Origin of the sequence: Lelliottia sp. SL45, assembly GCF_026672535.1 — a bacterium.
Lineage (GTDB): Bacteria > Pseudomonadota > Gammaproteobacteria > Enterobacterales > Enterobacteriaceae > Enterobacter > Enterobacter nimipressuralis.
The window spans coordinates 1,440,198-1,465,533 of record NZ_JAPPRH010000003.1 but is presented as its reverse complement, the minus strand read 5'-3'; the positions used below and the strand labels follow the sequence as shown (position 1 = coordinate 1,465,533).

Genomic DNA, 25,336 nt, shown 5'->3' with positions numbered 1-25,336 from the left:
TTTTGCACGCGTATTTTCGACGCCGTTGTACAATTCACTCCCCTTTTATCAGAGAGCGTAACCAGTCAGTCTCTTTTTCTGTCGGGACAGCCAGAATGAACGGAAAATAACATTCCCGGAGGAGCAATTCTTCCGGGAAATAGTTAAAGCAGGGAATAGTTATATTAGAAAAGTGTAAAGTGATTAAACTATTACTTAACTAAAATACTGCTGCAATAAAAGCGCCGTCGACCCGTCAATGAGTTTATCAATCGCTTTATCACAGGCCACTGCATCGCCGCGCTCAAGCGCATCCAGCAGTTCATCGTAGCGATACGAGTATTTTGAAATGTCGTGTACATCTTCGTAGAGATAATTGAAGCAGGGGCCAATACGCACCCAAAGTTGCTCAATCATCGCCGTTAATGTGGGCATCTGGGCGCATTCATACAGCCTGAAGCGAAACGCACGATTGGCATGCAGGGCGCGCTGCGCCTCGCCGTTACGCATTGCAGCGTGGAATTTCTCTGCCAGATCGCGTAATTCCTGCAGCTTGCTGTCTGTCATTTTTTCACAGGCTGCCGCAACCGCCATTGACTCTAATTGCTTACGAATGGCGTTTATTTCTGTATAGCGATCGAGGGTGATCTCCGGTACCAGAAAAGCCTGTGCCGGTGTGGCATGCAGGGCTCCGGCGGAAACCAGCCGTAAAAGCGCTTCGCGAACTGGAGTAATACTGGTGCCTAATTTATCCGCAATCTCTTTGGTAATAAGCCTGGCGCCAGGTTTGAGCGCTCCGGCAATCAACGCCCCTTTCAGGCTCACCTCAACTTGCATCGTAAGGCTCAGGCGTTGTGCTTTTTCTAAATGTTCCAATTCAAGCATGTGCATTTCCTTCAGCTTAAAAAATAAGCGCTATTCATCCACTCGTTTTGACCTGAACGAGTGCCTGTCGATATATCCTGTATCTTCACACTGGTATTGGAATGACGCTAAAAAATTCAAGAACCAAAATTTATGCATTTTTTTGCCCTCGGCTCACCGAATCCGGTATGGCCGATAGCTATGCTGGTATTATTAAAGACATTATAGTCAAACTTTAAGAATATATTATGGCGGGGATTCCCGCCATAATGAGTACCATTAGTTATCCTTCGCGACGCGTATCACCACTTTGCCAAAGTTTTTGCCTTCCAGCAGGCCAATCAGCGCCTGAGGTGCATTCTCCAGCCCGTCGATCACCTGCTCGCGATACTGAATTTTGCCCTCTTTGATCCAGCGCCCCATCTCATCCTGAAACTCCTGAATGCGATGGCCGTAATCCTGGCCAATAATAAAGCCCTGCATGCGAATGCGTTTCTTGAGCAGCGTCGCCATCAGCAGAGGCAGACGGTCTGGCCCGTCCGGCAGCCCGGTGGCGTTGTACCCGCTCACCAGCCCACACACCGGCACGCGCGCCGAGGTATTCAGCAGCGGCAGTACCGCGTCGAACACTTTACCGCCGACATTTTCGTAGTACACATCGATGCCTTTCGGACAGGCCTGTGCCAGCTGTTCGGCAAAATCGTCTGCACGATGATCCAGGCACTTGTCAAATCCGAGGACCTCAACCGCGTGACGGCATTTCTCCGCGCCACCCGCAATGCCGACCACATAGCAGCCTTTGATTTTGCCGATCTGCCCGACGGTCGCCCCAACCGGGCCGGTTGCCGCTGCAACCACTAACGTCTCACCCTCTTTCGGCTGGCCGATATCCAGCAGCCCCATGTAGGCTGTGAAACCGGGCATTCCCAGCACGCCGAGTGCCCAGGATGGCTGTTTCACCTCATCGCCGAGTTTGACCAGGCCCGTGCCGTCAGAGAGTTCATACTCCTGCCAGCCGCTGTAGCCCAGCACCCACTCGCCCGCTTTAAATTTCGGATGGTTCGACTGCTCAACGCGGCTGACCGTGCCGCCCACCATCACCGCGCCAATTTCAACCGGCGGCGAATAGGACGGCGCATCGCTCATGCGGCCACGCATGTACGGGTCGAGTGACAGCCAGACGGTACGCAGCAAAACCTGCCCGTCCGCAGGCGTTGGGATCGGTTGCTCTTCTAAACGAAAATTTTCCGCGACCGGCGCACCCTGTGGGCGAGACGCCAGCACAAGGCTGCGGTTTGTGTTTGCAGATTGACTCATGGATCGCTCCTTATTACGCAAATGTCCTTAGAGACTAGCGCCTGTTGCCGACAACTGCCTTATCATTACGAGCCAGACTGATTCAGGCGCACCACCAGATACACGCAGGGGTTTTGCGTCTCATTGATAAAGCGGCAGTCGTTAGGTGGCCCCAGCTCCAGACAATCTCCGGCCTGCATTTCATGGCGGGTATCGCCCTCCTGAAAAACCAGTTCACCGGACTGCAACCAGATAAGCTGACGCGCCAGCGCGTAGGATGACGCAGGCATCGGCACATCGCTGCCGCCGGGGAGTTCGACCTGAACCAGATCGATTGGCAAATCGGTACGCGGTGAAACGTGGCGGCGCAGATAATGCGTTTGCGGATCGCGCCACACCGGCTGGTTGGCAAAGCGCAGCAGCTTGCCTTCCTGCATCTCAGCGCGGGCGATGAGCGTCGACATGCTGATACCGAACGCCCCCGACAGCCGCGCCAGAAGTGTTGCGGTCGGGCTGCTTTCGCTGCGTTCAATTTTGTGGATCATGGCGCGTGACACGCCTGCCCGCTCAGCAAGCTCGCTAAGCGACCAACCGCGCGATTCGCGTTCCACCCGAATTCGCGCGCTAATCCGTTGATTCATATCGTCTGGCATAGTGTTCATGACGTCATACTATAGTGTATGGACCCGATTTCAATGCCGTTGTCATAACAAAAAAATATGTCTTATGCCGTAGCGGTCTGGCGCGGCATTTGTGTAATATTGTGAGTAATACGTACCACTATAGTGAACAACCGATCCCGAGGTTCCGATGATTATCCGTCACGCCAGCAAAGAAGATTGCGCCGCCATCGGCGAGATTTACAACCACGCGGTGCTGCATACTGCAGCAATCTGGAACGACACCACCGTTGATACGGAAAACCGTATTGCCTGGTTTGAAGCGCGCACGCTGATGGGCTATCCGGTGCTGGTCAGCGAAGAGAACGGCGTGGTCACAGGCTATGCTTCCTTCGGCGACTGGCGCGCATTTGACGGTTTCCGCCATACGGTGGAGCATTCGGTCTACGTTCATCCCGACCATCAGGGTAAAGGCATTGGCCGCGAACTGATGAAAACGCTGATCGTTGAAGCGCGCGCCATCGGCAAACACGTGATGGTGGCGGGCATCGAAGCGCAAAATCAGGCCTCCATTCATCTGCATGATACCCTCGGTTTTGTCATTACCGGGCAGATGCCGCAGGTGGGCACCAAATTTGGCCGCTGGCTGGATCTGACCTTTATGCAGCTCCAGCTCGACGATCGCCACGAACCGGACGCGATCGGATGAACCAATCCCTGACGCTGGTCTTTCTGGTGGCTGCCGGCATCGGTCTGGTGGTGCAAAACACACTGATGGTGCGCATCACCCAGTCGTCATCGACGATTTTGATCGCCATGCTGCTGAACTCACTGGTCGGTATTGTCTTGTTTGTCAGCATATTACTGATTAAAAACGGCGTGGCGGGCTTCAGCGAGCTGGCGTCCACAATACGCTGGTGGACGCTCATTCCTGGGTTGCTGGGGTCATTTTTTGTCTTTGCCAGCATCAGCGGTTATCAGTATGTCGGTGCAGCCACCACGATTGCGGTGCTGGTCGCCAGTCAGCTGATTGGCGGGCTGGTGATGGACGTGCTGAAAAGCCAGGGGATCCCGCTGCGGGCGCTGATTGGCCCGGTCTGCGGTGCGGTGCTGCTGGTGATTGGCGCCTGGCTGGTTGCCAGGCGCCAGTTCTGACGTTTACAGAATCGAGCCGCCTTTGGTCAGCTGGTCGTGGCGGGCGTCGGCCTCTTCTTTATGCTGCTTGCCGTGGTGCGCAATGGTGTTACGCAGACGTTGCTGCTGAGCGTAGCGATCTTCGCGGCTCAGTTCGCTGTCTTCGCTCAGTTCGATGAGCAGTTCATTCATGTGAGTGATGACACTCTCTTCCACCGCGGCATCCACGCGCGCAATCACGTCGTCTAAATGTGACATTGTCACTCCTTGTCATCGAGTCATATCGCCGGGCGGCGGCATTGCCTTACCCGGCTAACACATACACTGTCCAGTTGACCCGATAAGCGCAACGCCACCGGGCATCTGGCTAGTTCAGCTTCGCTTTGGAGAAATCACTGCCCATCAGGCTAACGCTATACCCGGTCACATTACTGCGCGTGGCGTAGAACGTTTTGCCGTTTGCCAGCGCAATCCACGGCGCCTGTTGGTAGAAAATCTCCTGCGCCTGGCTGTACAGCGCCGCACGCTTCGCCGGTTCGCTGGTCAGCTTCGCTTTTTGTACCAGGTCATTATACCCTTTGTCACACCAGCGTGCGGCATTCGAGCCGGTCTTGATGCTGTTGCAGCCGAGCAGCACATCGGCGAAGTTGTCCGGGTCGCCGTTATCAGACATCCAGCCAAACAGCGCGCTGTCGTGCTCGCCTTTACGCATTCCGGACAGGTACTCGCCCCACTCGTAAGAGACAATTTTCGCCTTCACGCCTACCTTCGCCCAGTCGCTCTGGATCATCTCCGCGATGCGTTTGGAGTTAGGGTTGTAAGGGCGCTGAACCGGCATCGACCACAGGGTCACTTCTGCGCCCTTCTCCAGCCCCGCCTGCTTCAGCAGCGCTTTCGCTTTTTCCGGATCGTAACTGTAGTCTTTCAAATCTTTGTTAAAACCGAGCATGTTCGGCGGAATCGGTGATTTAGCGACCGTACCGGAACCCATAAACACGGCGTTAACAATGGCCGTTTTATCCGTCGCGTAGTTCAGCGCCTGACGCACCAGCACGTTATCAAACGGTTTTTTCTCGGTGTTAAACGCCAGATAGCCGACGTTCAGCGCATCAACGGAATGCAGCGTCAGATCTTTATTCTTCTTAATCACGTCAAACTGAACCGGGGATGGCGCAGGGATAATCTGGCATTCGTTGGTTTGCAGCTTCGCGAGGCGCGTTTCAACGTTCGGCGTAATCGAGAAAATCAGATGCTTTGTTGGCACCTCGCCGTCCCAGTAATTCGGGTTAGCAACGTAGCGGATCAGAGAATCAACTTTATATTGCTGCAGCACGTACGGGCCGGTACCAATTGGCCAGGTGTCGACGTTTTCCGGCGTCCCTTTTTTGAGCATAGCGTCTGCGTATTCGGCTGACAGGATCGAGGCGAAATCCATTCCCCAGTCGGCGAGGAACGCCGCGTTCGGCTCACTCAACACAAACTGCACATGGTAATCATCGACTTTTTTGACTTCCTGGATCAGCTTATCCAGTCCGACGTCATTGAAATATTCGTAATTACCCTGGGAGACGTTGTGATACGGATGCTTAGGGTCTTTCTGACGCAGCACCGAGAAAATAACGTCGTCGGCGTTAAAATCACGGGTCGGTTTGAAGTATTTGTTGCTGTTAAATTTCACGCCTTTACGCAGCGTAAACGTATAGGTTTTGCCATCCGGAGAGATAGTCCAGGATTCTGCCAGCGACGGAACCGGGGTATTTTTGACCGGATCAAAATTAATCAGACGGTTATAAAGCACCTGAGAGCTGGCAACGAATGACGGGCCGGAGCTGGCGATTTGCGGGTTGAACGACTCCGGTGACGCCTCAGAGCAGTAAATGATCGTATCTGTGTTTGCCGCCCAGGCAGCGCTTGCCGGTAAGAGTGTACTCAGCGCAAGCGCGAGCAGCTTTTTCCCTGTGGTCATGGTTATAAGCCTTTTTGATTTTTATATATAGAACGTCAATAACAGCACAGCCCTGAGCGGGTGGCAAATAACGAAACACTATCAGGATATTCTAAAGCCATTAATTTCGCTGGTTTAACAGCCAGCCATCGCCCGGTGATTTGCCTTAAGTGTGCTGTTTCGTCAACCACTAATGCACCTTTCTATCCGCTAAGAAATCGCCGCTTTTAGCGTCTCCTCGTCCGTTTGCTTGCAAAACGATTTCGTTAAAGTAATGGGGTGAAGAAGTCTACAGGACCAAATCGTGGCAAAAACACTTTTACGCAGCGGCAATCTCGATGATTTTCAGGCCGTTGGCGGCGGCGGACAGGCCGTATTTGAATCAGCACTACAAATCCGTGAAGCGCTGCGTCTGCGCAAACAGCAGACGATCGTCGATTGTCTGGCGATCCCGCAGGTGAACGACGGCGGCGACCGTGTCGACTGGTATTCACCGGTGGACGGTGACGTTCTGGGCTGGAATGCCGCCGATGAAGACGCACGTTTTCGCGCCCTGCGCTATCTGGAGAACACCCTCTCAAGCGTTGAATCGCTGAGCAAAAAGAGCCTCCAGTCGCCTAAAACCGCACAACAGCTGTTTGGTTCCCTGCTTTCAAAAGCATTCCAGTTCCCCGGCGAAAATTTCCTGTTCCTCGTCGACGGCAAGCCGGTTATCGCGTTCTGGGGTTTTGTGAATCTCAATGAAAACGCGCGCGAGGATGTTCTGGATTGCCTGCGTGAATCCCTCAAGCCTGAGCCGATGCCTGCGCCAGTTGAAGAGCCTGAGCCTGAAGAACCCGCCCCGGCGATTGTGTTTGAGCAAGCCGACGCGCCGCTCATCGCACCACCGCCTGTGGTTCGTGTGACAGAGGACGACCTCTATTCCGCTGAGCCTGCGCCCGTGGTGATGCCTGAAGTGTCCGCGCCCGCAGAACCTGCGCCTGTGGTTGTAGGCAAAAAACGCCGCGTTCCGCTCTGGTCTCTGCCTGTGGCGGCCGTGATTGTCGCGGCCATCGCGACTCCGCTGCTGTGGCCAAAACAGGCGCCTTCGGCCGAGCCTGTCGCAACGCCTGCTCCGGCACCGATTGCTATTGCCCCGAAACCGGTAAAACCAACGGTCGAGATGGCGATGAATCTGCCGCTGCATCAGGCCGAAATTCTGCCGGTTAAAGCCGCAGAACCTGCACCGGCCCCGGTCGCAGAACCGGTGATAATTTCCGCGATCCCAAAAGATGCCATGGTGATGGACGCCGTTCAGGTAAAAACCGGCTCAACGAAATTCCTCAACGGCACCTGGCGCGCCATGCTGGACGTGAAAGATCCGATCACCGGGAAAGCACCGTCACTGCGTTATCAAATTCAGAACAACAAGGGGACCGCTCGTGTGGTTCAGGGCGATAACGTTATTTGTCGAAGCGACATTTTCTCGGGCCTTCACAGCAACGGCGAACTGATGATTAAGAGCCGCGGCAATGCCCGCTGTACGGACGGTTCGCGCTACCCGATGCCGGAAATCGCCTGTAAAGCCGGGACTAACGACGTGGCGGAGTGTACTGCCCGTTATGATGCCAAAACCGTCGTTCCGCTGACGTTCAAGAAAGCAGGTGCCTGATCCTATGCTGGTAAATCTTTGCGACTACAAACAAAGCGTCACGCTGATTGCGAACAGCGGCGTACAGTTTCTTGATTTTGGCCTGACGCCACAGGACACGGCAAGTCTGGGCCGGTTCGTGCGAAAAACCGCCAATGGCCCTTTGCTGCGCCTCAATTACGATCTGGTCAATGGCCGCTACACCCTGCCCGCTGCACGCGGCGGTCAGCCTGAAGTGGTGAAACCGGAAAGCACGTTTACCCTGCATCAGTCCCTGGCGGTGTTGGATGGCGTCTGGCTTCCGGTGCCTTTTTTACGCTTTAATCCGCCGCGTACCTTTGTTGACGGCCCGGATAACTGGGCGCGCGCGCAGGTGCGTAAGCTTGAGACGCCGGACAGCGCGGGTAACACCCACCGTGTCACGTTCGCGCTGGACAGCCAGATAGCCGATCACGCCACGCCGGGCCTGTCACCGGTCGAAAACGATATTCTGAACGGCACCCGTTTTGCGCTGGCCTGGCGCGACGACGAGGTGCTGAGTTTTCTCGATCAGACCTGGATTGACGGCTGGCTGCGGGAGGCATTCAGCGGCTACGCCACCAGCGTCGAAAACCGCTCCGAGCGCGACCTGCACCAGGCGATGCGCGGCTTTGAATATCAGGCCCACTGGCTCAACCTGATGACTATGCTGGGCGAGCAGATCGCCGTTCCGGAAGTGAAATTTGTTACTCACACCCTGAGTACGCCCGCCATTCCGGTCGATCTTATCCTCGATGTCGGCAACACCCACACCTGCGGCGTGATCATTGAAGATCACGGCGATGCCAATGACGGCTTACGCCAGACCGCCGAACTGCAGGTGCGCTCCTTAAGCGAACCGCAGTTCCTGAATGAGCCGCTATTTACTAGCCGCCTTGAGTTTTCTGAAGCCCGCTTTGGCAAGCAGCACTTCTCCGTTGAAAGTGGCCGCGAAGATGCGTTTGTCTGGCCTTCAATCGTGCGCGTGGGCGATGAAGCGCGCAAACTGGCGATGCAGCGTCTGGGCACTGAGGGCAACAGCGGGATCTCCAGCCCGCGTCGCTATCTGTGGGATGAAACCCCGACAGTTCAGGACTGGCGCTTTAGCAGCATGAATGCCAAAACCCAGCGGGAACCGCTGGCAACCGCCTTCCCGCTGATGAACCTGATGAACGATGACGGGCAGCCGCTGTTCACCCTGCCGCCGGATGAACGTCTGCCGGTCTTCTCACCGCAGTACAGCCGCAGCACGCTGATGACGCACATGCTGTGCGAACTCCTCGCTCAGGCTCTCGGCCAGATCAACAGCGTCGCCACGCGTCTGCGTTTGGGTTTCCCGGCCTCGCCACGCCAGTTGCGTACCCTGATCCTGACCCTGCCCTCGGCGATGCCGAAACAGGAGCGCGAGATTTTCCGCCGCCGCATGTTTGAAGCCATCGCCATCGTCTGGAAAGCGATGGGCTGGCACCCGCAGGATGACGATTTTGCCAGCCGCAAGCAGCAGGATAAGAGCGTGGTTCCGGTTCCCGCTATCCAGATGGAGTGGGACGAAGCCAGCTGCGGACAGCTCGTGTGGCTGTACAACGAAGCCATTTCCCATTTCGGCGGCCAGACAGAAGCGTTCTTCGCCTCTCTCGCCTGTCCGGACCGCGAAGTAGAGCCGGGCGCACAGCCTGGGCGCTCGCTGCGCGTGGCCTCCATCGATATTGGCGGTGGCACTACTGATATGGCGATTACCCACTATCAGCTGGATGACGGCTCTGGCAACAATGTCAAAATCACCCCGCAGCTGCTGTTCCGCGAAGGATTTAAAGTGGCGGGCGACGACACGCTGCTGGACGTGATCCAGCGCTACGTCCTGCCCGCCCTGCAAACGCAGCTGCAAAAATCCGGTATCGCCGATGCTTCTCTGCTGATGGCTTCGCTGTTTGGCGACTCCGGGCGCATTGATACTCAGGCAGTGCTACGCCAGCAGACGGCGCTGCAGCTGTTTATGCCGATTGGGCACGGGATCCTCGCCGCCTGGGAGAGCAGCGATATCGACGATCCGCTGGCGGGTTTACACGCCACCTTCGGCGATCTGCTAAAACAGCAGCCGACCCGCAACGTGATGAACTATCTGCAACAGGCGATCGACCACGCGCTGCCCGCCGGTTCGGCAGCGTTCGATCTGTTTGCGGTTCCGCTGCATGTGAACTTCCAGGAAATGCAGGACGCGATGCTGGCGGGCCAGTTTACGCTGGCCGCTCCGCTGCATGCCGTGTGCGAAGCGATTTCCCATTATGCCTGCGATATTTTGCTGATCACCGGGCGCCCTGGCTGTCTGCCTGGGGTGCAAGCGCTGATTCGCCACCTGCAGCCGGTGCCGGTCAACCGCATCGTCTGGCTGGATAAATACCGCGTACATGAGTGGTATCCGTTTAGCCAGCAGGGCCGTATCGGTAATCCAAAATCTACGGCTGCCGTCGGCGCGATGCTGTGCAGCCTCGCCCTGGACCTGCGTTTGCCGCGCTTTAATTTCAAAGCTGCCGACATCGGTGCCTATTCCACCGTGCGTTATCTCGGCGTGCTGGATAATACGGTCAACACGCTGCGCGAAGAGAACGTCTGGTATCAGGACATCGACCTCGATAAGCCGGGCGCGAAGCTGGATGCGCGACTGCACTTTCCGCTACGCGGTAACGTGACGCTCGGCTTCCGTCAGTTGGCTAACGCACGCTGGCCCGCCACACCGCTCTATACGCTGAGCATTAACTCAGCAGAGCTGGCAAAAGCCATCGCCGGAGACGGCGTGCTGAACGTGCGCCTGCAGCTACGCGGCGGAACGAAACACGAAGGCCCGGAGTCGTTTGAGCTGAGCGACGCCTGGCTCCAGGACGGGACACCGGTGCCGCCTGACGCCTTAACGTTTAAACTGAATACCCTGGCCGACCGCCGTCATAGCGGAAGCCACTACTGGATCGACAGCGGGAGCGTATATCTCAAATGACAGCGATGACTGCCACCTCTCAGGCGTTAATCGAGTGGATCAACGACACGCGCCTGCATGCCCCGATGCTGGATAACGATGCTGACGCCCTGCTGGCCCGCCTCACCTGCGCGCAGGCACGCGGACAGGTGCTTGACCGCGCCCTGACCGGACACAGCAGCATTGGCCTTTACGGCCATTCGCAGGCTGCCAAAGCGCATCTCCTGGCGTCACTGTGCGGCAGCGGAAACGGTCGGCTGGATGTTTCTCCCGGCCAGCGCACCTTTGACTATTTTTCCCATATCAACCCCGGCCATGGCCTGACGAACATGGCCGTACGTTTCACGCCGCGCTCCAGTGATGTCAGCGACGATGCCTTCCCGCTGCGCCTGAGCCTGGTCACGGAAGCCGAGCTGGTCCAGCTGTTTATTGCGCGTACCACGCTGCACACGCTGATTCGCCCGGTAGAAAAATCGGTGATTGAAGCGCGTGTCGAAAAATGGCGTGCCCTGCGCCAGCCGCAAGGCGTTCCGGGGATCACCGCCCAGGAAGTGGCGACCATTGCCCGCTACTGGCGCAGCACCGTTCCCGCCTCTGAACAGCAGATGGACGATAGCCTGTGGCATCAGTTTGCGCAGCTGATCCCCTCCCTCGATTTAAGCACTCGCGCCAGCGTCTGGTCGCTGCTGTGGGGTGAGCAGCAGGAACTGACCCAACAGTGGCTGAAACTGGCCCACGTGCTGCATCAGACCAGCCACTCCCGCCAGCTGGCGGCACCGCTGAGTTTGCTGGTCGATAATTTCGGCCTGCCCAGCGAAGGGTTCCTCACTCGCGCAGAGTTCACCGCGCCGGACGCACAGGAAGCCGTGCTGCACCCGCTGAATAATGGCGAGATGTTGAATGCCATTAGCATTCCCGTCGACGTGCTGGCATTCCTGACACGCGAACTGGTCCTGCCCGCTGAAAACGGTGTGCTGGATAACGTCGATATTATTGATATTCCCGCGCCATCGGAGACCGATCTCTCGCCGCTTGCAGAGGCCAAATGCACATGGCTGCTGGAACATTATCGCCAGCAGATGCAGCCCGACGTGCTGGTGATTTGCAATGCTACCGCCCGCCACGAGCAAACGGCAAAAACGGCGAAAACCTTGCTGAACTGGGTGAAAGATACCCAGACGACGGAAGAGTCCGCCCTGCCTGGTCTGGTATGGGCCATTACGCCGCACGACGCGCGATTCCTCACCAAACAGAATCTGGATGAGGCGGTGCAGCACCTGCTCGGCAAACCGGGCCAGCGCTGGGGAACGTTACAGGCTCTCGACACGCACAGCATGCAGCGCGTGGTGGAGTGGCTGTCGCAGGCGACGCTTGCCACGCAACGCCAGTCTCGCCTGCAAGCGCTGAAAAACGCTCAGCAACGCGAGCTTCGTGCGTTGATGCAAAGCTATCTCGCGCCGATGGCCGTTGAGCCTGATGCACAACGCACTCAGGCCGAAGCGATGGTGCGCACACTACAATCCAGCGCAGCCCGCCATGGCGAATTGCTTGAAGGGCTGCTGCCACCGCTGAAAGCCTTCGAAACGCTGCTTACCGTGCAGCAGCCCCGCGAAGAGCAGGTTAACGGTTTGTTCACCGACGCGATTGATCTCTTTGCCGACAACGCTAGCGAAGGCCATGAGGTCTTCCAGACCAAAGATAAAGCGCGTCTGGCACATCGAGTCTGGATCAACCATCTGCGCCAGTGGAGCCGTAACGAAGCCGCCGCGAACAGACTGGGGCTGGACGTTGCTGCACTCCCCCAGATTGCCGATACGCTGGTAATCAGTAGCTATCGCCTGAATCTGCCGCAACAGTTACAGCGCATCGTAGAAGCCGATAAAAGCAGTGCCGCACAGCTGCATGCGGCCATCGGTAACTTCATCGGCTGGCTGGGCTACGCTGAAACACCTGCGGCGACTCGCCCCGCAAGCCGCGTGCGTAAAGGCCAGGCCATCTTCGTGACGCCTGTCGTCAGCAGCGCAACGCCAAGACTGACGCAACTGGGTGAGCAGCCGGTTCACGCCGCCACGGTGTACGTGTACGATTGGCTGGTCGCGCTTTATACCCGCGCGATTGAAAATATTGGCTATCAGCACCCGCATGATATCCAGCCCGCCGCACGTCAGGCGTTACAAACAATATTGCGTTAACCCTAAGGACAGCCTGCAAAGGCGCGGGCTGTCACTCTTCTGAGACACAATCCGAAAGCGCGCGCGCCAGCGCGGAAGGATTTTCCCACGACATGGAATGCCCGGCGGCAGGGATCACCAGAATCTGGACACCCTGCTGACGCATCTCTTCGGCCTCGGCGTCTGGCAGCGAGAGTTCGCCAAACAGCAGCGTGACCGGACATTTCAGCGCCAAAAAGCGTGCGCTCCAGTCAGGGGTAACGCCCGCAACCAGAGACGCGGCACCGCGCCAGACGGCATAAGGTGCATTACTGCGCAGACACCCCGCCCACGCAGACGCTTCGGCGGCAAGCATAGTGTGATAGCCAGTTTCAATAAATGAGGCCTCACTCTGCGCGGCAATCGCGCGGCTGAACATGCCTCCTCCCGCATGAAAATTGGGTTCAGAGACAATCAGCCCGCGAATTCGGTTTTCGGTAAGACAGGCGGTTTCGATAGCGATGCTGCCGCCCATGCTGTGGCCATAGAGCCAGAATGCGTCAATATTGAGATGGTTCAGTAGTTCGACAACGACCTTCGCCTGATCGCTGGTGCGATAGAGAAAGTGTTCAGGTTTGTCGCTATAGCCACTGCCGGGAAGGTCGATAAGAATGGCCCGACGCGCACCAAACTGCGGATCGCAGACGACGCGGGGATATTCATACGAAGAGGCGCAGCCGAGGCCGTGAATAAAGACCACGGGATCGCCAGAACCAGGGAGGTCCTGCCAGCGCACATTGCAGCAGGCTTGCTGCGAGTAAAAACTGTTCATAAGCACTCCTTTGTCGACACACTGTGTATTTATACAGTCACTCGTAGCGGAATGCTATTTTGTCTTTAAATTTTGGAAGCGTGCTTCAGAAAAGTGAGATTAACAGTGCCACAGGAAAGCTCATCGGCCAGGTCGAGCCCACCAGAAACGCGCTCAAAAACCGAATGCGTTTACGGTCTTTCGACAGGAACCAGGTAATCAGGGCGCATATTGCTGCCATGACTGCGTAAAACACCAACATCTTTTGATAAAGCGTCATTCTGTGCACTCGATCGATAAATAACCGCGCGCAATATGCGTCATATATTGATACAGATCAAGTTTTAATGTTACAGATTAACCACTAAAATCACATGGTTAATAACAATGAAGTATTTCGTAGACGTTAATTCCCCGCCTGAGTTACCCCTTTTCCTACCCCTTTAAAGTTGCATCCTATATGCACATTTTGCACAATGATTGTGCCCGAAAAGTGGTGTAATAACAGCAGGCTTTAGAGGGAGAAACTATGTTACGCATTCCGCAGAGTTGTATTCATACCCGTTCCACCCCTTTCTGGAACAAGGACACCGCCCCTGCTGGCATTTTCCAGCGCCATCTTGATAAAGGCACGCGACCGGGCGTTTATCCCCGTTTGTCGGTAAGTCAGGGAGCGATACGTTACTTAGGTTATGCCGATGAGTTCACGCCGGTCCCTGACAGCGAACTCATCATCAAGGCTGGCCATTTCGGCGTGTTTCCGCCTGAAAAATGGCATCACATTGAAACGATGACTGACGATACGATTTTTAACGTCGATTTCTTTGTTGAACCGGAAGTTTTGAAATCTCTTTGAGCATTTAAACGCCCGTAAGGAACTTATTATGCTACGTATTCCTGAAAATTTTGTTCACACCCGCGCCACTCCATTCTGGAACAAAGACTCCGCACCGAAGGCCCTGTTCACCCATCACAACACCAAAGCGGGCGTGTATGGCCGCCTGTCTGTTATGCAGGGCGCGGTGAAATATTATGGATTCCCGGATGCGCAAGCCACTGAACCCGATCTTGAACTGATTATCGAAGCGGGTTCTTTTGGCATTTCGCCACCGCAAAAATGGCACCGCATTGAGCTTCTGACCGACGATACCTACTTCAGTATTGATTTCTTCGCCGATCCGCAGGCAAATCTTGAAGGCGCGGGCCTGGGAAAAGTCGTTAATACACATAAGGGGTAAGAAAATGGGCAAGGCAACGTATACCGTCACCGTCACGAATAACAGCAACGGCGTGTCGGTCGATTACGAGACACAGGCCCCAATGGAGCTGTTAATTCCCGATGTCGCAGCCGATGTTGTGAAAGATTTGGTCAATACCGTGCGCGCGTATGACACGGAAAATGAGCATGATGTCTGTGGCTGGTAGACACTGCCGGGTGGCGATGACGCCTGACCCGGCAACGATTTAATCCCGGTAAGCGCAGCGCTACCGGGCGTTAAACAGCGCTAGTGTTTAATCATGACGTGCCTGACCACGGTGTAATCCTCCAGGCCATACACCGACATATCTTTGCCGTAACCAGATAGTTTCATGCCGCCGTGCGGCATTTCGCTGACCAGCATGAAATGGGTATTCACCCAGGTGCAGCCGTATTGCAGCTGAGCGCTGAGTCGATGCGCGCGGCCCACGTCTTTCGTCCACACCGATGACGCCAGACCATACTGCGAGTCATTGGCCCAGGCCAGAACTTCCTCTTCATCGCTGAATTCCGTCATGCTGACCACCGGGCCAAACACTTCGCGCTGGACGATGGCGTCTTCCTGTTTTGCTCCCGCCAGCAGCGTGGGCTGGAAGTAATACCCTGCGCCGTCCACTTTATTGCCCCCGGTCACCACGTTGACGTGTCCGAGCGCTTTGGCTGCATCCACTGCCTGGCAGACCCGCGCCAGATGCGCCGCAGAACTGAGCGGCCCCAGTTCGGTAGATTCATCATCCGGCGCGCCGGTTTTCAGCGTGGCCACTGCCGCACCAAGCTTTTCGACAAGAGCGTTGTAAATCCCTTTTTGCGCGTATATTCGGCATGCGGCGGTACAGTCCTGGCCCGCGTTATAGAAACCGAAGGTCCGCACGCCCTCGACAACCGCGTCGAGATCTGCGTCGTCAAAGACGATGACAGGCGCTTTACCCCCGAGCTCCATGTGGGTGCGTTTAATCGACGACGCCGTGTGGCCGATTATGTGCTCGCCGGTGGCAATCGATCCGGTCAGGGAGACCATGCGTACTTTTTCATGCCCCGTCAGCGGGTCGCCAACGGTTTTGCCGCGACCGAACAATACATTTAATACCCCTGCCGGGAAGATCCCTTTCGCCAGTTCCCCCAATTTGAGTGCGGTCAGCGGCGTGATTTCTGAAGGTTTGATCACCACGCAGTTACCGGCGGCCAGCGCCGGAGCCAGCTTCCACGCTGCCATCATCAGGGGATAGTTCCACGGCGCGATGGACGCCACTACGCCCACCGGATCGCGGCGAATCATGGAGGTATGGCCGTCGAGGTACTCTCCCGCCGCCAGTCCATTCAGCGTACGAGCGGCACCGGCAAAGAAACGGAACACATCCACGACTGCGGGAATTTCGTCGTTGATGACACAGTGCAGCGGCTTGCCGCAGTTTTGCGATTCGAGGCGCGCGAATGTGTCGGCATGTTCCTCAATCATATCGGCCAGTTTCAGCAGGCATTCGGAACGCGCTTTCGGCGTGGTTCGGCCCCATTCTGAAAAGGCGCGGTCGGCGGCTCGCACGGCAGCGTCGACCTGTGCGGCAGACGCTTCGGCGATCTCCAGCAGTACCTCGCCCGTGGCAGGATTGTAAACCGGCTGGTTTTCGCCTTCGCCGGTGACCAGTTCACCATTAATCAGCAGTTGAGTTTGCATAGCATTGTCCTGTTGAAATCAACGTTATTTCCCGCTTTCGACCACGTTTTCGTTGTCGCGGGTTAGCCACCAGGCCCCCAGAATCGGAATGGTCGTTACCAGCATCACCAGCAGCGCAACCACGTTAGTGACGGGCACATCACGCGGGCGTCCAAGCTGATTGAGTAACCACAGCGGTAACGTACGCTCATGTCCCGCCGTAAATGTCGTGACGATGATTTCGTCGAACGACAGTGCAAACGCCAGCATTCCTCCCGCCAGCAGTGCAGAGCTTAAATTCGGCAGCACGACGTAGCGGAAGGTTTGCCAGCCGTCGGCACCTAAATCCATCGACGCTTCGACCAGGCTCCACGAGGTGCGCCGGAAGCGAGCGATGACGTTGTTGAACACCACCACCACGCAGAAGGTCGCGTGGCCGGTAACGATGGTGAAAAAGCCCGGCTCGAGATTGATGGTTTTAAACGCCGTCAGTAGCGCCAGACCGGTGATGATCCCCGGAAGCGCAATCGGCAACAGAAGCAGCAGCGAGATGGCGTTTTTGCCGAAAAACTCGCTGCGCCAGAGTGCCGCCGCCGCCAACGTCCCCAGCACCAGCGCAATGGCCGTCGAGAGCGACGCGATTTGAAGTGACAACGTCACTGAATCGATAATATCGCTTCTTGATGCCGCCACGCTAAACCACTTCAGGGTCAGCCCTTTCGGGGGGAAGCTGAACGCCCCATCTTCCGTATTAAAAGCATAGATGGCGATAATCAGAAGTGGGAAGTGAAGGAAGATCACACCACCCCAGGCCGCCAGTTTCAGGAACACGTTCGCGCGTTCAGAGTGCATCGAACGCTCCCAGACGTTTCACGAACGCCAGATAGAGTGAGATAAGCACAATCGGCACTAAGGTAAACGCCGCCGCCATAGGCATGTTGCCGATCGCCCCCTGCTGCGCATAAACCATGTTGCCAATGAAATAACCCGGCGGGCCGACCAGCTGCGGCACGATAAAATCCCCCAGCGTTAGCGAGAAGGTAAAAATCGAACCGGCCGCAATGCCAGGAATGGCCAGCGGCAGCACCACGTAGCGGAAAGTCTGGCGCGGGCGCGCGCCCAGATCGGCTGACGCCTGTAACAGCGAGGGCGGCAGGCGTTCCAGCGCCGCCTGGACGGGCAGGATCATAAACGGCAACCAGATATAGACAAAGACGAGGAAGCGCCCCAGGCCGGACGTCGACAGCGTGTTACCGCCAATCGCTGGCAGCGTCAGCACTGACATCAGCAGCGGCTCCAGCCCCATATAACCGAGAAACCACTGCGCGACGCCATCTTTTGCCAGCAATAGCGTCCACGCGTAGGCCTTAACGATGTAGCTCGCCCACATCGGCAGCATCACCGCGATATAGAGAAAAGCTTTCCATTTTCCGCGCGTGTAGCGCGCCATGTACCACGCCATCGGAAAGGCCAGAATCGCGCTGGCAATCGTGACGGCAATGGCCATCAGCAAGGTGCGCAGGATGATGTCATAATTGGCAGGGTTGAAAAGTGCCAGTATGTTCGCAAAGGTCAGATCCGGCGTCACCGACATGGTGAAATCGTCGAAGGTGTAGAAACCTTGCCACAGCAGGGTCAGCAGCGAGCCGAGATAGACAATCCCGAACCACATCAGCGGCCCAAGCAGGAGCAGGAACAGCCCTAGCGACGGTTTGCGCCAGAGCAGCGTCGTGATCCGGCTGACCGGGCCACGGGAGGATGGTGCAGGAGAAACGCTCATGTCCATCTCACCTTTCCTCATGCAGCGGCACCATTGCCTCGCGCGACCAGGAGGCCAGCACCTGCTGGCCTGGGGCAACATCCACAGGGATATTCGCGCCGCTCAGATTGGCCTGGCTCACCAGCAGTTTTGCGCCATCGGCGAGACGCAGCTCAAACCGCGTTGCCGCGCCCTGATATTGCACCGCCTGTACCACGCCCTGTACCTGAACATCGCCGCTCTGATTGAGGCGAATATGTTCCGGTCGCAGCGAATAAATTCCCTCCATGCCGCAAACCTGTTTTGCCACGGCGGCATCAAACACGTTGGATGTGCCGACAAAGCTGGCGACGAACGGCGTGCGCGGGCGCATATAGAGCTCGCGCGGCGTATCGACCTGTTCAATTCGCCCGTTGTTAAACACGGCGACGCGATCGGACATCGACAGCGCTTCGCCCTGATCGTGGGTAACGAAAATAAAGGTGATCCCCAGCTCCTGCTGCAGTTTTTTCAGCTCGAACTGCATCTGCTCGCGCAGTTTCAGATCCAGCGCACCGAGCGGTTCGTCGAGCAAGAGCACACGCGGCTCATTGACCAGCGCGCGGGCGATAGCCACACGCTGGCGCTGCCCGCCGGAAAGCTGAGAGGGCTTACGCTTTTCCGCAAACCCTAATCCCACTTTTTCCAGCGCGTCACGCGCCTGCGCCTGGCGTTTCTTTTTATCGACGCCTTTCACCATCAGCCCGTAGGCAACGTTTTCAATGATCGACATATGCGGGAACAGGGCGTAATCCTGGAACACGGTGTTCACATCGCGCTCCCACGGCGGTAGCTCGCTCGCCTCTTTGCCGAAGATTTTGATCGCCCCGCCGCTCAACTGCTCGAACCCGGCAATCAGGCGCAGACAAGTAGTTTTGCCGGAGCCAGAAGGCCCCAGCATGGAGAAAAATTCGCCGTCGCGAATGCGTATGGTGACACCGTCCACCGCCCGTACGTCGCCGTACAGACGGGAGACGTCGTTAAACTCAACTGCGTACGTCATGGTCTGCTCCCGGGCGATTAACGGCCACCCATGATGGCGATGTAATCCTGCGTCCAGCGGCTGTACGGGACATATTTTCCGCCTTCTGCAATTGGGGTTTTCCAGAACATGATTTTGTCGAATTCGTTATAGCCGTTGGTTTCGCAACCTTTTTCGCCGAGCAGCGTGCTGGCTTTACAGCCCTCAGCCACCACCGGCAGAGAGCCAAACCACGCCGCCAGATCGCCCTGCAGTTTTGGTGTCAGCGACCAGTTCATCCACTTGTAGGCGCACATCGGATGTTTGGCTTCGGCGTGCAGCATGGTGGTGTCTGCCCAGCCGGTTACCCCCTCTTTCGGGAAGACAGTGGCGATGGGCTGGTTTTCCCCTTTCAGGGCGTTAGCCTGATAAGGCCATGCGCTCGATGCCACTACGCCTTCGTTTTTGAAGTCGCTCATCTGAACGGTGGTGTCGTGCCAGTAACGGTGAATCAGCGCGTGCTGGTCACGCAGCACTTTCAGTACGGCTGCGTATTGCGCCTCGGTGAGCTGGTACGGGTCAGTAATGCCGAGCTGCGGCTGCGTGGCTTTGACGAACAGCGCGGCATCCGCAATGTAGATCGGGCCATCGTAGGCCTGTACACGGCCTTTGTTGGTTTTGCCGTCCGGGAGATTTTGCTCTTTAAAGACCACCGCCCAGCTGTCCGGCGGTGTCGGGAAGGTTTTCGTGTTGTACATCAGCAGGTTCGGTCCCCACTGATACGGCGTGCCGTAGACTTTGCCGCCAACGTTGAACCATTCGCCTTTCACGATGCGCGAATCAAGGGTTTTCCAGTTGGGGATCAGATCCGGATTAATGGGCTGGACGCGTTTCCCCATAATCAAACGTAACGAGGCATCGCCGGAAGCGGTGACCAGGTCATAGCCCCCTTTTGCCATCAGGCTGACCATCTCATCGGAGGTGGCTGCCGTTTTGACGTTCACCGCACAGCCGGTCTCTTTTTCAAACTGTGTTACCCAGTCATAATTTTTATCCGTCTGGCCGCGTTCGATGTATCCCGGCCAGGCGATGATATCCAGCCTTCCCTCGCCTTTGCCGATCTCTTTCGGCGGCTCTGCGGCTTGCGCGGTCATGATGGTCATGCCGAGCGCGCACAGGCTGCTGCGGGCAAATTTTTTGCTCATTTGATTTACTCCTGTCGCAATGAAATTTGGCGGCAGCCGTGCCGTAAAAATATCTCCCTTAATAAACGTAGACTGCGCAAATGCGCCGCACCCTGCGGGCTTTGGAAATTTCATCAGGTTGTGACAGAGGGCGCATTCCCTGTTAAGTGGATTATAGACAAGGAGTTAGCGGCGAGCGGCGGTATGCAGATTTCCTATGACCGGCAGTCGGGAATAAACCCGGCACCGGTCACAGGATAAGCATTGTTTATTTATACGAGGATATTACGCGTGCGGTAAATAAGCCTTTTCGCTTATTTCAGCATGACGCTTATTAATTTCGCCAGCTGGATTACAGCCTGTTCTTCCCGCTCCCCCCACGCCCAGGAGGTATTAAAGCGAAAGAACGGTGTCCAGACGTCGGAAGTAGAAAACATTTTGCCCGGCGCGATGCTGATATGGTGCGCCAGCGCCTGCTCGCTGAGCAGCCCGGCGTCCAGCTGTGCAGGCAGTTCCAGCCACAAAAAATAGCCGCTGTCGTTGTGGTGAATTTTCACTTCCGCCGGCAGATGGCGCATTAACGATTGCCACGCCTGCTGCTTACGCTCGGCCAGCGTGCGGCGCAGGCGGCGAAGATGGGCGTCATAGCGTTTGGTGGCAAGATAATCCACCAGAGCAAGCTGCATCGGGGAGCTGGTCGAAAGCGTGCTCATCAATTGTAATTGCTGGATGCGGCGCGCATGTTTGCCCGCTGCGACCCAGCCGATACGAAAACCAGCGACCAGACATTTCGAGAAAGATGAGCAGTGCAAAGTCATATCCTGGCGGTCCCAGGCTTTTGCGGGCAGCGGTTTTTCGCGCCCAAAATAGAGCTCGCTGTAGACGTCATCTTCGATCAAGGTGACGTTATGTTTCGTCAGTAGCGCCACCAGATGGGCTTTTTTCTCGGCGCTGAGGGTAAAGCCCAAGGGATTTTGGCTGTTAGTCATTAGCCAGCAGGCTTTCACCGGATAGTCGTTCAGCGCCTGCTCGAGGGCGTTGAGGTCGATCCCTTCGCGCACGTCGGTGGCGATCGACAGCGCCTTGAGTTTTAACCTTTCCAGCGCCTGAAGTGCACCGTAGAAACAGGGGTTTTCGACAATCACCCAGTCACCGGGTTCGGTCACGGCCTGGAGACTCAGATTGAGGGCTTCCAGCGCACCGGCGGTGATCACAATCTCTTCCGGCGAAATATTCATCCCCTGCTGCGCGTAGCGGCGGGCGATGGCGTGGCGGAGATCGACGTTACCCGGCGGCAGGTTTTCAATCACGCTCATGGCGGTTGCGGTTTTGCTGACGTTGGCAAGGGAGCGGTTCAACTGCTGAAGCGGGAAAAGCCGAGGATCGGGGAATGCGGAGGCAAAGGGTAAAACAGAGGGGTCGCGGCTGGCCTGCAGGACATCAAAAATATAGGTATTGATATCGACCACTTCGTCGCGCATCACCTGCGCCGGTGGCGCAGGCTGCTGCTTTATCGGGCGTGGAGCAACGTAGTATCCCGACTGTGGGCGAGCAACGATTCGCCCCTGACTTTCCAGCGTTTGATAGGCATGACCGACAGTCATGAAACTCATGCCGCTGCTGGCAACTTGCTCACGCAACGACGGTAGTTTATCTCCCGGCAACCACACGCCAAGTTCGATTTGCGAAATGATTTGCTGCGCCAGGCGCTGGTATTTTTTCATCGTTCTCTCCTTGCTTCACACCATAGTATATCAGCAGGAGAAAATTGGCAGTTTTAATGAACTGTTATAGCTTATGCGGTGTTATGACGGACGATGACTGAGGTGTGCACGCTCAGATGGCGCGGACGTTGCCAGATGGTCAAAGGTCATCATGGACGATTTGCAGAAAATGCATTTCGCACCGTGTGGGTTTTTTTCAGACACATCAAAAACGGATGTGCGGTATTGCGAGCCATGACAGCATGGGCAGCGAAAATGGATATAAGAAACCATATGAATCTCCAGAACACGTAAATACGTGAATGACAAATTGGGCCTTTCAAGGCAATGATGGTCTGAGACAAAACTAATCGGAGTGTCAGAGTGTAAAGAGAAGACCCAAGAGGCTGCGGAGAGGCACAACGTGATGAGAAATGCTTTGAAACGACGTCAGATATTTTTTTGGGTATCAAACCGAGGAGCCATTAACGCATGAGTGAGAGAACAAAACAACCCCTTTAATGAAGAAAACTCATAAAAATAAAATTCTTATGCTCTGAACGTTTAACGGCCTTATCCGTTAGTCGTGCTTAACTGTTCACTATATCAGATGACTAAAGCCCATGGTTTTCGCAAACTGTTATACATAAATTTCAAATTTCTGCCTCTGATAGTTCGATTCCGCCCCCTATACCATAACACCACACCGATTGACATTGAGGCTGTGCATGTTTGGTTTAGATGCTTTTCATCTGGCGCGGATACAGTTTGCCTTTACCGTATCCTTCCACATTATTTTCCCGGCGATCACCATTGGTCTCGCCAGCTATCTGGCGGTGCTGGAAGGGCTTTGGCTCAAGACCAAAAACCCCGTCTGGCGCTCGCTGTACCATTTCTGGTCCAAAATTTTCGCCGTCAACTTTGGCATGGGCGTGGTGTCCGGGCTGGTGATGGCCTACCAGTTCGGGACCAACTGGAGCGGATTTTCGCAGTTCGCGGGGAGTATTACCGGCCCGCTGCTGACCTACGAAGTGCTGACCGCCTTCTTCCTCGAAGCCGGTTTCCTCGGGGTGATGCTGTTTGGCTGGAACAAAGTCGGGCCGGGGCTGCACTTCTTTTCCACCTGCATGGTGGCGCTGGGCACCATTATTTCGACCTTCTGGATCCTGGCGTCCAACAGCTGGATGCAGACCCCTCAGGGGTATGAGATCGTCAACGGCGTGGTGGTCCCGGTCGACTGGTTCGCGGTGGTGTTTAACCCCTCCTTCCCCTATCGCCTGTTCCATATGTCCATTGCGGCATTCCTGAGCAGCGCCCTGTTCGTGGGTGCATCTGCGGCCTGGCATCTTCTGCGCGGTAACAATACGCCCGCTATTCGTCACATGTTTTCCATGGCGCTGTGGATGACGCTGATTGTCGCGCCAATTCAGGCGATGGTCGGTGATATGCACGGCCTGAATACGTTAAAACATCAGCCCGCCAAAATTGCGGCGATTGAAGGTCACTGGGAAAACCCACCCGGTGAACCGACACCGTTGTTGTTGTTTGGCTGGCCAGATATGGAGCAAGAGCGCACCCGCTATGGGCTGGAAATCCCGGCGCTCGGCAGCCTGATTCTGACGCACAGCCTGGATAAACAGGTGCCAGCGCTGAAAGATTTCCCGAAAGAGGATCGCCCGAACTCGACCATCGTCTTCTGGTCATTCCGCATCATGGCGGGGCTGGGAATGCTGATGCTGCTGCTAGGCGTTGTCGCCGTCTGGCTGCGCTACAGGCAGCGCGTTTATACCTCGCGTCCTTTCCTGTGGTTCGCTCTGCTGATGGGACCGTCCGGTCTGATCGCCATCCTTGCCGGTTGGGTCACCACCGAAGTGGGTCGTCAGCCATGGGTCGTTTATGGTCTGCAACGCACGTCAGATGCGGTATCTGCCCATGGCGATCTGCATATGAGCGTAAGCCTGCTGGCCTTTATTGTCGTCTATACCTCGGTGTTCGGCGTTGGCTACAGCTACATGGTGCGGCTTATCAAAAAAGGTCCGCAGGAACACGAATCCTTCCCGACCGAAAACGATGGCCGTCCGGCTCGCCCGCTCTCTGCCGCCAGCACTGAATTCGTGATTAAGGAGAAACCATAATGGGCATCGATCTTTCCATTATCTGGTTTGTGATTATCGTATTCGCCACGCTGATGTATATCGTCATGGACGGCTTCGATTTAGGCATCGGCATTCTGTTTCCTACCACCCGCGACGCAGACGATCGCGACGTGATGGTTAACAGCGTCGCCCCGGTCTGGGACGGGAATGAAACCTGGCTGGTGCTCGGGGGGGCGGCGCTTTTCGGTGCGTTTCCGCTGGCTTACGCAGTGATTATTGATGCCCTGACCATCCCACTCACGTTGATGCTGATCGGCTTGATTTTCCGCGGCGTGGCCTTTGAATTTCGTTTTAAAGCGACGCCCGCACACCGGCCTTTCTGGGACAAAGCTTTTATTGGCGGCTCCATTCTTGCCACCTTCAGCCAGGGCGTGGTGGTTGGCGCGGTGATTAACGGTTTTTCGGTGACCGAGCGCGCCTACAGCGGCGGGCCATTTGACTGGTTTACGCTCTTTAATCTGTTCTGTGGCGTGGGTCTGACAGTGGCGTACGCCCTGCTCGGCGCGACCTGGCTGGTGATGAAAAGTGAAAATCCGCTTCAGGGGAAAATGCGCGGGGTATCTAAAAAGCTGCTGCTGACGCTGTTAGCGGTCATCGCGGTCATCAGCCTGTGGACGCCGCTGGCGCACCCGGCAATCGCCGAGCGCTGGTTTACCCTGCCCAATCTGTGGTTCCTGCTGCCGGTGCCTTTGCTGGTCCTCGCACTGAGCGGTTGGGCATGGAAAAAACTGAACGATAGCGACAGCCACAATGCACCGTTCGTTCTGACGCTGGGGCTGATTTTCCTCGGATTTAGCGGGCTTGGGATCAGCATCTGGCCGTACATTATTCCGCCGTCCATCACACTCTGGCAGGCCGCGGCCCCGCCACAAAGCCAGGGCTTTATGCTGGTCGGCGCCCTGCTGATCATCCCGATTATTCTGGTCTATACGTTCTGGAGCTACTACGTGTTTCGCGGAAAAGTGCAACATGGGGAGGGGTATCACTGATGCAACAGCCGGTCTGGAAACGCCTGATGTGGTTAGTCATTATTTGGGGAGGCAGCGTGCTGGCACTGGCTGCTGTGGGGATGTTCTTCCGCATCCTGATGACTGCCGCAGGCTTTAAATCGCACTAACGTTTTGATAGCCGGGTGGATATCCCTGCCCGGCTTTCGGCACTTTCAGATAAACACCCATGACAAACGGGAGGGTATCGTTAAAGATATTCA

General features: G+C 56.2%; 25 protein-coding genes. 11 read left to right on the top strand and 14 right to left on the bottom strand.

From position 1 onward, the window contains the following. Positions 1–195 precede the first annotated feature (195 nt). From OVA10_RS13125 to OVA10_RS13115, 3 genes are all read right to left on the bottom strand, one after another. On the bottom strand, positions 196–864 hold the full coding sequence (locus OVA10_RS13125) for a GntR family transcriptional regulator (RefSeq protein ID WP_100780046.1): 669 nt from the start codon (positions 862–864) through the stop codon (positions 196–198). A 258-nt stretch (positions 865–1,122) separates the two neighbouring features. Then, entirely contained in the window at positions 1,123–2,160 is a 1,038-nt protein-coding gene (locus tag OVA10_RS13120; RefSeq protein WP_268196104.1) for an NADP-dependent oxidoreductase, read from the bottom strand. 65 nt (positions 2,161–2,225) lie between these two features. Continuing rightward, on the bottom strand, positions 2,226–2,801 hold the full coding sequence (locus OVA10_RS13115) for a helix-turn-helix domain-containing protein (RefSeq protein WP_100780044.1): 576 nt from the start codon (positions 2,799–2,801) through the stop codon (positions 2,226–2,228). 148 nt (positions 2,802–2,949) lie between these two features. On the opposite strand from OVA10_RS13115, the gene OVA10_RS13110 reads away from it, so the two are divergent. Both OVA10_RS13110 and OVA10_RS13105 read left to right on the top strand, forming a co-directional pair. Next, complete coding sequence (locus OVA10_RS13110; RefSeq protein WP_248858534.1) at positions 2,950–3,468, top strand: GNAT family N-acetyltransferase; 519 nt, start codon at positions 2,950–2,952, stop codon at positions 3,466–3,468. Further along, on the top strand, positions 3,465–3,914 hold the full coding sequence (locus tag OVA10_RS13105; RefSeq protein WP_102103794.1) for a DMT family transporter: 450 nt from the start codon (positions 3,465–3,467) through the stop codon (positions 3,912–3,914). The genes OVA10_RS13110 and OVA10_RS13105 overlap by 4 nt, the downstream gene beginning before the upstream one ends. Before the next feature lie 3 nt (positions 3,915–3,917). Here the strand turns inward: OVA10_RS13105 and OVA10_RS13100 are convergent, their stop codons facing one another. Beyond that, entirely contained in the window at positions 3,918–4,151 is a 234-nt protein-coding gene (locus OVA10_RS13100; protein WP_102103795.1) for a YdcY family protein, read from the bottom strand. A gap of 109 nt (positions 4,152–4,260) precedes the next feature. Further along, positions 4,261–5,859: an ABC transporter substrate-binding protein gene (locus OVA10_RS13095; RefSeq protein WP_102103796.1), complete on the bottom strand. Its 1,599-nt coding sequence runs from the start codon at positions 5,857–5,859 to the stop codon at positions 4,261–4,263. A 283-nt stretch (positions 5,860–6,142) separates the two neighbouring features. Here OVA10_RS13095 and OVA10_RS13090 point away from each other — a divergent pair, with 283 nt between their 5' ends. From OVA10_RS13090 to OVA10_RS13080, 3 genes are read left to right on the top strand one after another with little or no spacing between them, the layout of a single operon-like run. After that, entirely contained in the window at positions 6,143–7,489 is a 1,347-nt protein-coding gene (locus OVA10_RS13090; protein WP_268196103.1) for an SrfA family protein, read from the top strand. A gap of 4 nt (positions 7,490–7,493) precedes the next feature. After that, entirely contained in the window at positions 7,494–10,475 is a 2,982-nt protein-coding gene (locus OVA10_RS13085) for a virulence factor SrfB (RefSeq protein ID WP_268196102.1), read from the top strand. After that, entirely contained in the window at positions 10,472–12,646 is a 2,175-nt protein-coding gene (locus OVA10_RS13080; RefSeq protein WP_268196101.1) for a virulence factor SrfC family protein, read from the top strand. The genes OVA10_RS13085 and OVA10_RS13080 overlap by 4 nt, the downstream gene beginning before the upstream one ends. 31 nt (positions 12,647–12,677) lie before the next feature. Here the strand turns inward: OVA10_RS13080 and OVA10_RS13075 are convergent, their stop codons facing one another. Together OVA10_RS13075 and OVA10_RS13070 are read right to left on the bottom strand one after the other, a co-directional pair. After that, positions 12,678–13,436: an alpha/beta fold hydrolase gene (locus OVA10_RS13075; protein WP_268196100.1), complete on the bottom strand. Its 759-nt coding sequence runs from the start codon at positions 13,434–13,436 to the stop codon at positions 12,678–12,680. A gap of 85 nt (positions 13,437–13,521) precedes the next feature. Beyond that, positions 13,522–13,695, bottom strand: a complete 174-nt coding sequence (locus OVA10_RS13070) for a GhoT/OrtT family toxin (RefSeq protein ID WP_095284283.1) — start codon at positions 13,693–13,695, stop codon at positions 13,522–13,524. Positions 13,696–13,944: 249 nt separating this feature from the next. Between OVA10_RS13070 and OVA10_RS13065 the strand changes: the two genes are divergently transcribed. The 3 genes from OVA10_RS13065 to OVA10_RS13055 are packed head-to-tail and all read left to right on the top strand — an operon-like array spanning position 13,945 to position 14,840. Continuing rightward, on the top strand, positions 13,945–14,271 hold the full coding sequence (locus tag OVA10_RS13065; RefSeq protein WP_100780036.1) for a DUF1971 domain-containing protein: 327 nt from the start codon (positions 13,945–13,947) through the stop codon (positions 14,269–14,271). Positions 14,272–14,299: 28 nt separating this feature from the next. Next, positions 14,300–14,653: a DUF1971 domain-containing protein gene (locus OVA10_RS13060; protein WP_268196099.1), complete on the top strand. Its 354-nt coding sequence runs from the start codon at positions 14,300–14,302 to the stop codon at positions 14,651–14,653. Between the two features lie 4 nt (positions 14,654–14,657). Further along, positions 14,658–14,840, top strand: coding sequence for a DUF1869 domain-containing protein (locus OVA10_RS13055; RefSeq protein WP_095282123.1), 183 nt, complete (start codon positions 14,658–14,660; stop codon positions 14,838–14,840). 80 nt (positions 14,841–14,920) lie between these two features. Here OVA10_RS13055 and patD read toward each other — a convergent pair whose 3' ends face one another. The 7 genes from patD to ymcF form a co-directional block, all read right to left on the bottom strand. Further along, positions 14,921–16,345: an aminobutyraldehyde dehydrogenase gene (patD, locus tag OVA10_RS13050; RefSeq protein ID WP_123427784.1), complete on the bottom strand. Its 1,425-nt coding sequence runs from the start codon at positions 16,343–16,345 to the stop codon at positions 14,921–14,923. Positions 16,346–16,369: 24 nt separating this feature from the next. Further along, the gene (locus OVA10_RS13045) at positions 16,370–17,176 is read right to left on the bottom strand and encodes an ABC transporter permease (protein WP_268196098.1); all 807 of its coding nucleotides are present in this window, start codon (positions 17,174–17,176) and stop codon (positions 16,370–16,372) included. Beyond that, a complete protein-coding gene (locus OVA10_RS13040) occupies positions 17,166–18,104 on the bottom strand; it encodes an ABC transporter permease (RefSeq protein ID WP_416078922.1) in 939 nt (312 codons plus the stop codon). The genes OVA10_RS13045 and OVA10_RS13040 overlap by 11 nt, the downstream gene beginning before the upstream one ends. A 7-nt stretch (positions 18,105–18,111) precedes the next feature. Further along, positions 18,112–19,125 carry an ABC transporter ATP-binding protein gene (locus OVA10_RS13035; protein ID WP_268196096.1) on the bottom strand — a complete coding sequence of 338 codons (1,014 nt, stop codon included), beginning with the start codon at positions 19,123–19,125 and terminating at the stop codon, positions 18,112–18,114. A gap of 17 nt (positions 19,126–19,142) precedes the next feature. Beyond that, positions 19,143–20,288 (bottom strand): putative ABC transporter substrate-binding protein YdcS, encoded by a 1,146-nt coding sequence (gene ydcS / locus OVA10_RS13030; RefSeq protein ID WP_181826403.1) that lies wholly within the window; start codon positions 20,286–20,288, stop codon positions 19,143–19,145. Positions 20,289–20,581: 293 nt separating this feature from the next. Next, entirely contained in the window at positions 20,582–21,991 is a 1,410-nt protein-coding gene (locus tag OVA10_RS13025; protein ID WP_100780029.1) for an aminotransferase-like domain-containing protein, read from the bottom strand. A gap of 81 nt (positions 21,992–22,072) precedes the next feature. Then, positions 22,073–22,264, bottom strand: coding sequence for a cold shock small protein YmcF (gene ymcF, locus OVA10_RS13020; protein ID WP_100780028.1), 192 nt, complete (start codon positions 22,262–22,264; stop codon positions 22,073–22,075). 434 nt (positions 22,265–22,698) lie between these two features. On the opposite strand from ymcF, the gene OVA10_RS13015 reads away from it, so the two are divergent. From OVA10_RS13015 to OVA10_RS13005, 3 genes are read left to right on the top strand one after another with little or no spacing between them, the layout of a single operon-like run. After that, positions 22,699–24,105: a cytochrome ubiquinol oxidase subunit I gene (locus OVA10_RS13015; protein ID WP_100780027.1), complete on the top strand. Its 1,407-nt coding sequence runs from the start codon at positions 22,699–22,701 to the stop codon at positions 24,103–24,105. Next, complete coding sequence (gene cydB / locus OVA10_RS13010) at positions 24,105–25,115, top strand: cytochrome d ubiquinol oxidase subunit II (RefSeq protein ID WP_123427774.1); 1,011 nt, start codon at positions 24,105–24,107, stop codon at positions 25,113–25,115. Before OVA10_RS13015 ends, cydB begins: the two co-directional genes overlap by 1 nt. Next, positions 25,115–25,243 (top strand): DUF2474 domain-containing protein, encoded by a 129-nt coding sequence (locus tag OVA10_RS13005; protein ID WP_107703485.1) that lies wholly within the window; start codon positions 25,115–25,117, stop codon positions 25,241–25,243. The genes cydB and OVA10_RS13005 overlap by 1 nt, the downstream gene beginning before the upstream one ends. Positions 25,244–25,336 lie beyond the last annotated feature (93 nt).